Below are 12385 nucleotides of genomic sequence, written 5' to 3' on the forward strand. Positions count from 1 at the left end.
CTCGATAACTGTATTAGTATTTTTAATTGTAGAATAACTACTTATCTAAAAATCCTGCTTTGTTCTCAAGCGTTTTTCCTGCGCTATTTCTGATCACATATTTACTGTGATTGGTATAAGCTGTTGCTCGTCTTATTGATAGTGGCGCAGCGCGATCATGAACCGGCTACCCCGGTCAACTGTGCTTTGCACCTCGATACGACAACCGAGTCTGGCCAGTAATTGTCTGACGATCGCCAGGCCGACACCTAGCTGTGGCAGCGCGTCGCCTTGGCAATAGTAGAGCTCGGGCTGGGTTTGGCTGGGGGGCTGCTCCAGGGTGGTAATGGCTTGCGCTTGCATGCCGCTGCCCGTGTCTTGTATGACGAGATAAGATCCCGAAGGCAGGGTCTGAGCATAGACATTTATCTCGCCGCCGGCTGGCGTGTGGCGCAGGGCGTTGTCCAGCAGGTTGTTAAGCACGCGTCCCATCAGCTGGGGATCTGTGTAAAGGATCAGCCCCTCGTCCCGACTGATGTTCAGGCTAATTCCGGCCCGTTTGGCCTTGGGGGCGAAGGTCTGCTTGACCTCATCGAGGAGCGCCTGCAGCGGTGTTCTACGCAGATTCGCCTTTATCTGACCATTCTCCAGCGCCGCCAACTCCAGCATCTGCGCCAGTAGCTGTTGCAGCCTCTGCCCCGAGGCACTGGCATATTCGAGCAGACTATCGTCGCGCTCATCGACTGGGCTGATTAGCCAGGTGTCCAGATAGCCCAGTAGCGTGGTGAGCGGTGTCTTGAGATCGTGTGACAGGTGCAGCAGAAACTCCTGCTTGGCCGCCTGCTGCTGAGTCACCTGGCGCTGCTTCTGGGCAACCTCCTGCAGCAGTCGGTTGATCTGGGCGTTAAGTTGGGCCATCTCCTGGCTACGGCTCGGCGCCAGGGGAAGGGCGAGAGGCTGGCCGATCGGTTTCTGCTCTAGCTCCCCCAGTGCCTGGGTGAGACGCTTGAGCGGCCGCGTCAGGTAGCGTAGCAGCAGGGAAAACAGGATCAGGGTAAACAGCGCCCAGCCGCCTAGGGCGGCGCCCCAGCGCTGGGGCAGGTCTTTTGCCTGGATAAGCGATTGCCAGTTATCGAAGGCCTCACCGCCGATGATCACATACAGGTAGCCACTGAGGGCCCCGTCTGGGCTATGAAGTGGGCTGACGGAGAAGATCTTCTGTTGGCCGTCAGCCCTTGGGTCTGTGCCCAGGATAGGTAAGGGCTCATCCTGCAGAAAGGCCTGCACCTTATTGATATCGACGCCGTGGGTCTTGATCTGCTCCTCCTTGGCATCGAAGGCGATCACCTTGCCCTGGGGGTCTAAGGTGTAGATCTCGAAGCTGGGGCCCAGCAGCATGAGATCGTGAAGGGCCTCCTTGAGGGCGGCGTTGGAGGTGATCCCCTGGGACAGCAGGGGGTTGATCTCGGCCATGTGGGTCGCCAGCTCTCGGTGTAGGGATTGTTGCACCAGACGTTGGCTGTGTTGCTGGTTAAGGCTAAACCACTGCCAGAAACCGATAAACAGCAGCAGGACACAGGCGCTGGCAAGCAGTAGGATACGGCCAAACAGGCTATTGACCATGGCTAGTGCGCCGCCGGTGGCGCAAACTTATAGCCCACGCCCCACACCGTCTGTACCAGCTCGTTGCTGTTGGGGCAGCAGGCCAGCTTAGCCCTGAGGCGATTGATGTGACTGTTGACCGTGTGTTCATAGCCCGCATAGGAGTAGCCCCATACGGCCTCTAGCAGTTGCATGCGGCTGAATACTTGGCGCGGATGTTGGGCCAGGTAGTAGAGTAAGTCGAACTCTCTGGCGGTGAGGGCCAGCGGTTGGTTGGCGGCGGTGACTTCCCTCGTCTTGCTGTCGATCACTAACTCGTCGAACGTCAGGGCATACTGGTCGGCGGCCTGCTGGTCGGCACGTCTGAGGAGGGCCTTGACCCTGGCCCTGAGTTCCAGCACGCTGAAGGGTTTCACCATGTAGTCGTCGGCGCCGGATTCCAGGCCTAGGACGATATCTGACTCGCTATCCCGGGCGGTGATCATCATGCAGGGCAGGCGCTTGCCCTCCTGGCGCAGCTGTTGGCACAGGGTCAGGCCATCGCCGTCACTCAGCATGCGATCCAACAGCAAGAGATCGAAGCTTTTGCTCTGCAGCACTTGTCTTGCCTGAGTCAGGCTACTTACCTGTGTCACCTCATGTTGCAGGGATTCCAGGTTGAGGCGGATCAGGCGGGCGAGGTCGGGCTCATCTTCGACCAGTAAGATGCGCCGGCGTTCACACACACTCCTGTCGCTGTTTATCACAGACATAGCAAATTCCCTCTGGTTGGCCTACATCCAGTAGACCCAGCCCGGAGGGAATTTATTTCGTCGAGGTTAAATATTGCTCGTTGGCAAGCCTCTCTAGCGACTAACGTGTGCGCTGAATCGTCACTCTCAGTACCGGATTGTCAAACCTGTGACTGGCATGTAGCACCGAATCGCTCAGGCCATCGTCCTGGCTGATCCCCCCAGGATGCAGATGCACACGATCTACATCGTCACGGCCGGCATTAAAGCCTTCGCCGCCATCGGCCGGCCCGGGTATTGTCCCCTTGAGCTCGCTATTGGCCTCGGTGCCGGCATCATAGGCGGGCGTGTAGAAACTCTGGGTCTGCGCCACCGCCATCTGACTCAGATCTATGGCGTCCAGGCCGCTGAAGGCGTCGTTGGTGTTGACCAGCATGGTGAGCAAGGAAAGCGATGAGACGGCCGTCTCGACCTGGGTTAGGGTCAGGCTCTCACTCGCGCCGGGAGCCAGTATGCCCGCGCCGCTTATCACCATGTCGACGCCGTCCATCTCAGTGCTATAACCTGACTGATCCCCCCCTTCGGCCAGTTGCTCAAGTGCCAGGCTGGCGGGCTCACCACTTTGCCAGGCGTGATAGCCGTTTGAGGTGGCCAGCAGTGCCAGGGGAGACATAGGCTGGTTGGCGGTGAGGTTTGTCACCGTCAGGGTAAAGCTACGCTCTACGGGCGGTGCCGGCGGCTCTGGCATATTGTTGTCATGGTCGTTGTCTGAGCAGGCACTGAGCAGCACCCCCACACTCAATGCCACTATCGACAGCGGTAGGCTGCCCTTGAACTCTTGCAGTTTCATCTTGGCCTCCTACTTCACTGTGATGCTGACGTGGGCGACCGGGTTGAGCCAGCGGTGTACACGGCTGTCGAGATCGCTCATGCCACCTGCCGGATCTGTATCGCCTAAGATGCCGGGATGGATATGCACCTTGTCGTTGGCGCTGGTGTCGGCTACACCGCTACCATTGCTGCCGCCATCGCCACCCGGCGCAGCGGGGCTCCCTGGAGTGCCTGGCATGCCGCCGCCATTGATGATCTCATCGTTTGCCTCTGTGCCGGCGTCATAGGCGTTGAGCGTCAGGCTATAGGTGCCGGGAGTGGTCGGAATTTCCCAGCCATCTAAGCCGACGAAGGCGTCGTTGGTGGGGAGTATCATGGCAACCAGCGACAGATGGGTCATGGCCTGGCTGTCTAAGGTGATGCTTTCGACCTTTTGTCCCGGCGCCATCAGGCCAGCCGCCGGATTAGACAGGGTGACACCATTGGCTGCATCGACCATGGCGGCGAGATCGGCGATGTCTCCCCCTTCCGCCATCTTCTGTAGTGCACTCGTGGCAGGCTCGCCCGCCTGGAACAGGTGCATCTGTGCATCGTGGGCGGCAATTAGGACCGGAGTGAAGTGGTTGCCATGGGTGAGGTTGCTGATGCTGATGGTGAGTTCGGCGGCGCCGACAGGTGTGACGACTAAGCCAGCTAATAGTAGGCCGGCGGTGACTTTGCGTAGGGTCATGAGGTTTCTCCTGATGGACATTAAGACTTGTATTTCAAGCATGGCCTCAGGAGTTCACTTAAGTATCGCCAAATTATCACAAAAGTTTCACAACTGCTCTCGGGCGGTGAACTGGCTCTCAATTTACGCTTTGATTTACGTCTCAATCGTCAATTCCTGCGCTAAGTCAATGCGGCGGCCGTTCGCCGCAGGCAGGCTATTGGCTAGTTTTGCAACGGGCAGTCGCCAGGCGGTTTAAACCCTAGGACAAATAGGGTATTTTCCTCGCTGATTCTAACATAGCCCTAAAAGCGACCCCGATAGGATGGCTCAGAGACAAGATGCGCATTAGCAAGAAAATTGTGGTTTTTGTGGCCGGCTTTTGCCTGCCCGCCATCATGGCCATCTCCTATGGGTTAAATACCTGGTATGAGCTTCGCCTGAGCGACCTGCGCCAGGACGTGAGTCAGCGTGCGCAGCAGAATATCGCCCATCATCTCGAGGAAGATCTCGCGCAGTTTGAGATGTTGGCCCAGCTATACGGCGTCCCTATGGCACTCTTGCCCGCCGAGCAGCGCCAGAGCCTGTCGGCAACCTGGCAAGCCATGTCCCTATCTGCCCATGTCAGCCTCTACACAGTGCAAGAGACGGGTATCACGCCCTTTGGAGATCTCAGCCCGGAAACCCAGGCATTGGATCTCGCCTCACTGCGCCGCGAGCTGCTGATGCTCGACGGCGTTCGTACCGGCTTTCTGCTCCAGGGGAGGCAAGGTTTTCTGGCCTGTGTGATCCCGCTGTCCGATAGTCGACGCCTGTTGATGGTCCGCCGGGTCGATAATCAACTGTTCGAATATTATGAGGCCGACTCCTCGATGGCGGGGCTGAGACTGGCGAGCGCGGCGCCGACCTTGCTGGGGCAGCCATCGCCACAGCGGGTGACCCTGGAGGTGCCGAGCCTGCTTGGTCAGCACTCCTTGCTGCTGGATATCGAGCTCAAGCTACCGGTCAGTCAGTTAGACAGTGCGCCGGCAACTCTGGTGTACCTTATCGGCGGCATCAGCCTGCTGCTTCTCTTGATGGGGTATCTCTGGTTGCGTCATGGGGTGATCGACCCCCTTAAACAGCTGCTGCGTCAGCTGTCGCGGGTGGATCCGACGGCTAAGACCTATCAACCGATCCGGGCCAAGGGCACCTCGGAATTTATGGTGATCTCCGAGCAGGTCAACAGCCTGCTCGCACGTATCTTCCAGCAGAAGGAGCGCTCCAAGATCACCCTGGAGGCGATTGCCGAGGCGGTGATCTTGACCGATAGCTGGGCTAAGGTGATCTACTTAAACCCCCAGGCGGAGCGTCTGCTCAAGGTGAAGGCCGAGTCTGCGGTGGGCATGAACCTGGAGAGGGTGTTTCGTAGTGAGCCCGAGCTGAATCAGTCGCTGTTTGCCTTCATGGCGAGTGGCACGGCGACGCCGCTGCTGAGCAAGGTCAAGTTTACCAGCAATACCCCCAGGCTGATGGAGCGTAGCATCAGTAACCTCAAGGGACCGAATAACAAGATCATCGGCACTGTGATCGTGCTGCGGGACATCACCCAGGAGGAGCTGCTCAAGCATCAGCTCAGACGCAGGGCCAACTATGATAATGTCACCGGACTGCTCAACCGCTGCGCCTTCGAAGAGCGCCTACAGGCGTTTGCCGAGGATGCCCAGACCCTGGCGATCTGCTATTTCGACCTGGAGCAGTTTAAGCTGATCAACGATTCCTGCGGCCATAATGCCGGTGATGCCATGTTGAAGATGGTATCCAAGGCGATTCAGGCCAGCCTGAGTGAACAGGGGCTGTTGGCCCGATTGGGGGGCGACGAATTTGGTCTGGCGCTGAAAGATCTGGGGGTGGTGGCGCTGGCACAGCAGGTGAAACAGATCATCGACGCCGTCGGCAAACAGGTGATGGAGCATCATGGCTGTCATTATCATGTGGGGATAAGCGCCGGAATCGCGCTGGCCAGGGCGCCCTACATCAATCCGATTGAGCTGCTAAAAGATGCCGACATCGCCTGTATCGCCGCCAAGCGCAAGGGCAGTAATCAGGTGCATTTCTACGATGACAAGGACAAGGAACTCACTTACCAGCGCAATGCGCCCAAGTGGGCGGTGCGTATCGCCCAGGCGATCGAACACAACGAGCTGCTGCTCTACTATCAACCCATCAAGGCCCTCGGGCCTCAGGGTAAGCAGCGTATGGAGGTGTTGCTGCGGATCCAGGAGCCCTGCGGGCGTATCCTGGCCCCGGCGCAGTTTATTGCCGCGGCCGAGCGCTTTAAGCTGATGACAGATGTCGATAAAGAGGTGATACGTAAGACCTTCCTCTGGCTATCCTTGCACGAGGAGCTATGGGGAGATCACTGTCTGTCGATCAACCTGTCGGCCAACAGCCTGGGGGCCGAGGGCATGGTGGACTATATCATCGCCCAGCTGGAAAGGTTCGCCATCCCCAGCCAGTGCATCTGTTTCGAGATCACCGAGACCAGTGCCATCCAGAATCGTAACCGGGCGATGGAGATGCTCAATCAACTGAAGAAACAGGGCTTCTCCTTTGCCCTGGACGATTTCGGTACCGGCTTTGCGTCATACGGCTATCTGCGGGAGCTGCCGGTGAATTATGTGAAGATCGACGGGTGCTTCATCAAGTCGCTGGCCAGCAATGCCAAGGACTATGCCATCGTCAAGTCGATACACGATGTCTGCCGCGTGATGGGCATAGAGACGGTGGCCGAGTTTGTGGAGAATCAGGAGATCATCGACAGGCTAGAGTCGATCGGCATTAACTATGCCCAGGGCTACGCCATAGGTCGCCCCAAGAGCCTAGATCAATACCTCACAGCGCCGCTGGACAATGTGCATCGGCTGATGGCCTAGTGCTAATGCCGTATAGCCTAGCCTTAAGGCTTGTGCTTTCGGGCTAAGTGTGTGAATTTGGAGCCTATCCATTTATTCATACCTTAGGTCTTAGATGCAAACTTTAGCCGACAAGGTTGTTATCATTACCGGCGCCTCCGAAGGCATAGGGCGTGCCCTGGCCAAGGCGATGGCGCCTCTGGGGTGTCGATTGGTGCTGACCGCTCGCAGCCAGGCACGGCTTCATTCCCTGCAACAAGAGCTTTCAAGCGTTGCCAGCGTGCCGCCCCTGGTCGTTCCCGCCGATGTGACAGATGCCGATGCCTGTCGCGCCCTCATAGATACCTGTGTGGCCCATTTCGGCCGCCTAGATATCCTGGTCAACAATGCGGGCATGACCATGTGGTCGCGTTTCGAAGACCTCGAAGATCTCGCCATCTTAGAGCGGGTGATGCGAGTCAACTACCTCGCCCCCGCCATGCTGACCCATTATGCCTTGCCACACCTAAAGGCCAGTCGTGGTCAAATCGTGGTGGTGGCCTCGGTGGCGGGATTAACCGGCGTGCCGACTCGCAGTGGGTACAGCGCCTCTAAACATGCGGTGATGGGTTTCTTCGACTCGCTGCGGATCGAACTGGCCGAGCATGATGTCGCCGTGACCCATATCTGCCCCGATTTCGTGGTGTCTGAGATCCATAAACGGGCGCTGGACGGTAAGGGGCAGCCGCTGGGCAAGAGTCCTATGCAGGAGGCTAAGATCATCACCGCCGAGCAGTGTGCCCAGATGATGTTGCCTGCGATTGCCGGACGTAAGCGGCTGCTAATCACCTCGCTGCGGGGACGGCTAGGCCGTTGGTTTAAGATAGTCGCACCAGGGCTTATCGATAAGATCGCCCGTAAGGCGATTGCCTCTGGCCATTAGGATGAAATCTTTGGTAAATTGCAGAGATAAAGCAAATAAAAAGCCCAGAATGAACTGGGCTTTTTTGTGTTTGACTAGAGGCTTTAGCGTCTAATCCTTGGTGATATCCAGGTTGATCAGCCACCAGGCTCTGGCCTGAATATCGCCGGCCTCCACTACGCCGCCAATGCGGTATGGCTTGGCAAAGTGAGTTACCACTATCGGCCTAATGCTTTGGTAGCGTCCCGGATTGACGAACCAGGCGTTGTAGGGATCGTCCGCATTCAGGCTGACGGTCACTTCTGAACTGACCGGCTGGCTTATGTTCGGGCAGGTATAGATGCTGCTTGAGGCGAGCGGGTACGCCACTCTGCTACCATCGCTACACAGGCTGGTCTGCTGTAGCCTAAGCGTCACTATGGTGCAGCCCTTTAAATTATCCGGATCGGTACAGATCTGAGTCACCATAGTGGTGTAGCCACCGCTTAGTTCATCATTGTCATTCTTACTTAGGGCATCACCACGTCCGCCGATAGAGGTGAAGTAGGAGACGTCACCTGCGGCAACCTCTGCCGGTGAGACCAGCTGCAAGTCGCTGGCATCGAAGGTCAGGCTGGCCTCTTCACCCAGGCCTGGCTCGATCTCCTTGAGGTATACCTTGTAGTTCAGGCTGGCGCTCTGATAGTTGTTGCCGCCATCATCGGTAACCGTGATATCGAAGTAACTATTTTCACGTGAACCTGGGTAAGCATGCAGGGTGAGTTCGCCCGTTGAGGTGAGCTCGGCATATTCCAGCGACACCGGATAATTAAAGGCGTAGCTGAGCTTACCAAAGGCGTTGGTAAATTCTGGCGGTGATACCTTACGATCCGGATAGTAGACCACCGACTGGCTAATCTCATCCAGGCTTAGCCCTGGGTGAACCGCCTTGGCGACACTGACGTTGAAGTCGAGTAGGGTGCGCTCATAGTTGCGGCTCTGTTCGATCACTGTGACCTTGGCCATGCCTGCCGCCTGAATCGTCATCTCACCGCTGGCCTGGTCGAGACTCACCACCTTGCTCGAGGCGATATCGGCATAGTAGCTAATCTGGCTGTCGACGCCGTGGCCGCTGATGGCCGGTGCATTGAGGCGAGTACTCGGAGCGTAGACTGTGCTGAGCAACTGTGAGCCAAGTTTTAGCTCAGGGTTTTCGCCGCCCTTGTCGATCACCACATTCAGCTCGGCGCTTTGTGGCACATGACCGGCGTCGCCGCTATCTGTCACTAAGTAGGTGACGCTACCCGCGTTATTAACCGTCAGCGTCTTATTGGCTAGGTCGACACTGATCACATCACTCTGACCGCTATCTAGCTTCAGACTCAGGCTGCCGATGGCGCCCGTTAGTGGAATGGTTAGCGTCTTATTCGGTGCATATTGGCTGCGCACAGAGGAGATCTGCAGGCTACCGTTTAGCGGCGCCACGTCGACGAAGAAGCGGCTGCTGGCCGGATGATAAAACTCATTGCCCGCATCGGTTGCAGTGACCCAGCCGCGGCCGGCGCCCACAATAGTGATCGCCTTGGTATTGGCATCTTGGCTGAGTACGCCATCGCCGCCATTTTCGACCTGGTAGTTCACCAAGCCTTGATTGTGGCTAGGTTGCGGCAGGAATGGTTCGTTTGCCTTATATTCGACGCGGCTATTTTCCACGACGAACAGGTCATTGTCTTGTTTGTCTATGGAGACGGTAAATTGCTGCGTTTGGCTCGTCCACAGTTCGCCGCCATCGTCGCTAACTATCACCTCAACAGTGCCGGGTTTCAATTCCTGCATCTGACCGGTTTTGGCGTCGAGTGTTACCACATCGGTGGCACTGGTGGTTGTCAGACGGTAGCTCAGGGTGCCCTTGGCACCGGCAACTTGTGGCGACAGGGTCTGATTGGCCTGATATTGGCTGTCGATATTGAGCGCCTGCAGCGAGCTGGCGATCATCGCCTCGACCTTGACCTTAAAGGTACGGCTGGTGGTCAGGTAGTTGTCATCACCCGCATCGGTCACTTCGACCTGGGTCTCGCCTACGCCCTGGAAGCTAAATTCGCCCAGCTCGGCATCTGTGATGTTGATGACATCCTCGGCGGCTCCCGCCTTGATGGCGAAGTGTAGCTTGCCCTGTGACTGGGTCACATCGAAGCTGCCTGTCTGGTCGACTGCGAAACGGGTCGTCACATCATTTGCCTTGAAGGCGAGATTTTCCGCCTTGTTGATCTGCACGCGAAAGCGCTGAACCGGCACCTGAGTATGGTTGGCGGGCGCGACCTGCGCGACTTCAACCTGAGTCTCACCGGCACCCAGAATGTTCATCGCCCCTGTGGTGGGGTGTACCTGAACGACCTGGGTATTGGCGCCGGCGACCAACTGATAGTGCACCTGGGTGGTCGGTGTGCCGCTGTAGACGGGCACTAGCTGACCGCCAAAGATCAGTGGCTTGTTGGTGATCGCCTGATAAGTCGCAAAGGCTGTCTCGGCGAGCGAGATGCTGACCTTAAACTCACGGGTATCGGCCTAGTAGTTACGGCCGCCATCGTCCTTAGCGAGCAGGTTAACGCTGCCACTGCCGATAACGATGAGTTTGCCCTGGGCATCGATAGATACCACTTCAGTAGACTGATGCTCCGCCAGAGAGAGACTGAGGGTGCCTTTGACGCCGCCGATGTTTGGCGACAGTTTTGCACCTGCGACATAGCCTTGACTGATGTCGTTGGTCAGTAGCGGTGAGCGAGGGGCCTTATCTATGCTGACGCTAAAGCGCTGGCTGGCCGATTTGGTCTGGCTGTTGCCGCTATCGGTAGCGATCAGTTCAGTCGTGCCGGCATTGAGGATGGTGAGATACTGCTTATCGGCAGAGATCTTGACCACATCGGCCGCGGCGCCATTAGCCAATTGGTAGCTGATGCTGCCCAGTTTGCCTGTGATCGCCGGCGTGAGGCGCTGGTCCGGAGCGTAGGTTTGCACCAGCTGCTGCACTTGAATGCCGGGATGCGCTTGTTTTTCGGGTTGCGGGGCTGGACTGTCCGAGTCGCCTCCGCTGCAAGCGGTGAGTAAAAGGGTAAACAATAGAAGGTAGTATCTCATTAAGCCTCCAGCTTAAAAATCAGAGGCGGCGAGTATACATATGTGAATAATCTGCTGTAATGAGGGGTTAAAATATTGAATTATGCTAATATTGTGTTTTTCCAGTATAGAAATCGCGTATTCAGGCTATTTTTATACATGATTCGAATTTAGAACATAACTCATTGAGTCGTATAAAAAAGCACCTAATACCCTTGTAGAGTATAGGTGCTTTTATGCGATTTTATTGCATGAAAAGTGAGCGTGATCTGGATCTCAACTTCTCATTAATATCCCTTTGTGGGTATTAGCTCTCCCGGGCGATAGCGCGATAGGCGATATCGGTACGGAAGTAGACGTCATCCCAGTGGATCTCGTTGACCAGCTGATAGGCACTCTGTTGCGCCTGGGTGACGTTTTCACCCAAAGCCGTTGCGCACAGTACGCGGCCGCCATTGGTGACCACATGGCCATCCTTCATGCTGGTGCCTGCATGGAATACCTTGCCATCATCGCTGCCCAGGCTCAGTCCCTCGATCACATCATGCTTGCGATAGGCATCTGGGTAGCCACCTGCGGCCATTACCACACCCACGGCGGCGCGGCTGTCGAACTCGGCGGTGACCTTGTCCAGCTCGCCACGGGTGGCGGCTAGGCAGAGTTCAACCAGATCAGACTTGAGACGCATCATGATAGGCTGGGTCTCTGGGTCGCCGAAGCGGCAGTTGTATTCCAGAACCTTGGCGCTGCCATCTGGCGCAATCATCAGACCGGCATAGAGGAAGCCTGTGTAGACATTGCCTTCGGCGGCCATACCGTCTACGGTTGGACGGATCACGTTTGCCACTGTCCAGTCGTGTACGGCTTGGGTCACAACCGGCGCAGGAGAGTAGGCGCCCATGCCGCCTGTGTTGGGGCCGTTGTCGCCATTGTCTCTGGCCTTGTGATCCTGGCTGCTGGCCATGGCCAGAATATTCTTGCCGTCGACCATGACGATGAAGCTGGCTTCTTCGCCCTTGAGGAACTCTTCGATCACCACGCGAGAACCCGCCTCGCCAAACTTGTTGCCGGCCAACATATCTTCGATGGCGGCATCGGCCTCGGCCTGATCCTGGGCGATGATCACCCCTTTACCCGCCGCCAGGCCGTCGGCCTTGATGACGATAGGGAAGCCTGTCTTGGCGGTCACCTCGGTGACATAGGCCTTGGCAGGATCGATCTCGGTAAAGTTTGAATAGGCTGCCGTAGGAATATCGTGGCGAGCCAGGAAGTCCTTGGTAAACGCCTTAGAAGACTCTAACTGCGCCGCACCTTGGGTCGGGCCGAAGATAGGCAGATTCGCCTCGTTGAAGGCATCGACCACACCGAGAGACAGCGGCACTTCCGGGCCGACAATCGTCAGCTCGATCGCCTGCTCCTTGGCAAAGGCAACCAGTTCAGAGATGGCTTCCACCGCGATGGCGACGTTTTCCAGCTTAGGCTCTAGCGCAGTGCCGGCGTTGCCTGGAGCAACGAAGACCTTCTCGACCAGGGGGGATTTAGCGGCCTTCCAGGCCAGGGCGTGTTCGCGTCCGCCGCTACCTATAACTAATACGTTCATGCTATATCCTTAAAATGGCGCCCAGGCTTGTGACCCAGGCGCGAA

At 57.0% G+C, this 12385-nt stretch carries 9 protein-coding genes; 2 read left to right on the top strand and 7 right to left on the bottom strand.

Going from position 1 to position 12385, the window contains the following annotated elements; all coding sequences use genetic code 11:
- Positions 1–132 precede the first annotated feature (132 nt).
- The 4 genes from L1D47_RS11080 to L1D47_RS11095 all read right to left on the bottom strand — a co-directional run bounded on the left by L1D47_RS11080 (position 133) and on the right by L1D47_RS11095 (position 3873).
- Positions 133–1602 carry a HAMP domain-containing sensor histidine kinase gene (locus L1D47_RS11080; protein WP_239884864.1) on the bottom strand — a complete coding sequence of 490 codons (1470 nt, stop codon included), beginning with the start codon at positions 1600–1602 and terminating at the stop codon, positions 133–135.
- Positions 1603–1604: 2 nt separating this feature from the next.
- Positions 1605–2333: a response regulator transcription factor gene (locus L1D47_RS11085; protein WP_239884866.1), complete on the bottom strand. Its 729-nt coding sequence runs from the start codon at positions 2331–2333 to the stop codon at positions 1605–1607.
- A gap of 100 nt (positions 2334–2433) precedes the next feature.
- Positions 2434–3162, bottom strand: a complete 729-nt coding sequence (locus L1D47_RS11090) for a spondin domain-containing protein (protein ID WP_239884868.1) — start codon at positions 3160–3162, stop codon at positions 2434–2436.
- A 9-nt stretch (positions 3163–3171) separates the two neighbouring features.
- The gene (locus tag L1D47_RS11095; protein ID WP_239884870.1) at positions 3172–3873 is read right to left on the bottom strand and encodes a spondin domain-containing protein; all 702 of its coding nucleotides are present in this window, start codon (positions 3871–3873) and stop codon (positions 3172–3174) included.
- A gap of 320 nt (positions 3874–4193) precedes the next feature.
- Between L1D47_RS11095 and L1D47_RS11100 the strand changes: the two genes are divergently transcribed.
- Together L1D47_RS11100 and L1D47_RS11105 are read left to right on the top strand one after the other, a co-directional pair.
- Entirely contained in the window at positions 4194–6767 is a 2574-nt protein-coding gene (locus tag L1D47_RS11100) for an EAL domain-containing protein (protein ID WP_239884872.1), read from the top strand.
- A 94-nt stretch (positions 6768–6861) separates the two neighbouring features.
- Complete coding sequence (locus L1D47_RS11105; protein WP_239884874.1) at positions 6862–7668, top strand: SDR family oxidoreductase; 807 nt, start codon at positions 6862–6864, stop codon at positions 7666–7668.
- A 90-nt stretch (positions 7669–7758) separates the two neighbouring features.
- On the opposite strand, the gene L1D47_RS11110 is transcribed toward L1D47_RS11105, so the two are convergent.
- The 3 genes from L1D47_RS11110 to purD form a co-directional block, all read right to left on the bottom strand.
- Entirely contained in the window at positions 7759–10089 is a 2331-nt protein-coding gene (locus tag L1D47_RS11110; protein WP_239884876.1) for a hypothetical protein, read from the bottom strand.
- Positions 10090–10191: 102 nt separating this feature from the next.
- Entirely contained in the window at positions 10192–10761 is a 570-nt protein-coding gene (locus L1D47_RS11115) for a hypothetical protein (RefSeq protein ID WP_239884878.1), read from the bottom strand.
- Positions 10762–11047: 286 nt separating this feature from the next.
- Entirely contained in the window at positions 11048–12340 is a 1293-nt protein-coding gene (gene purD / locus L1D47_RS11120) for a phosphoribosylamine--glycine ligase (protein WP_239884880.1), read from the bottom strand.
- Between the last annotated feature and the right edge of the window lie 45 nt (positions 12341–12385).

The organism is Shewanella sp. Isolate7, assembly GCF_022398425.1.
Taxonomy (GTDB): Bacteria; Pseudomonadota; Gammaproteobacteria; order Enterobacterales; family Shewanellaceae; genus Shewanella.

What these genes read in the sequence shown, in the direction of transcription:
- L1D47_RS11080 (WP_239884864.1), bottom strand. Translation starts at nt 1,602, where the DNA reads ATGGTCAATAGCCTGTTTGGCCGTATCCTACTGCTTGCCAGCGCCTGT.
- L1D47_RS11085 (WP_239884866.1), bottom strand. Translation starts at nt 2,333, where the DNA reads ATGTCTGTGATAAACAGCGACAGGAGTGTGTGTGAACGCCGGCGCATC.
- L1D47_RS11090 (WP_239884868.1), bottom strand. Translation starts at nt 3,162, where the DNA reads ATGAAACTGCAAGAGTTCAAGGGCAGCCTACCGCTGTCGATAGTGGCA.
- L1D47_RS11095 (WP_239884870.1), bottom strand. Translation starts at nt 3,873, where the DNA reads ATGACCCTACGCAAAGTCACCGCCGGCCTACTATTAGCTGGCTTAGTC.
- L1D47_RS11100 (WP_239884872.1), top strand. Translation starts at nt 4,194, where the DNA reads ATGCGCATTAGCAAGAAAATTGTGGTTTTTGTGGCCGGCTTTTGCCTG.
- L1D47_RS11105 (WP_239884874.1), top strand. Translation starts at nt 6,862, where the DNA reads ATGCAAACTTTAGCCGACAAGGTTGTTATCATTACCGGCGCCTCCGAA.
- L1D47_RS11115 (WP_239884878.1), bottom strand. Translation starts at nt 10,761, where the DNA reads ATGAGATACTACCTTCTATTGTTTACCCTTTTACTCACCGCTTGCAGC.
- purD (WP_239884880.1), bottom strand. Translation starts at nt 12,340, where the DNA reads ATGAACGTATTAGTTATAGGTAGCGGCGGACGCGAACACGCCCTGGCC.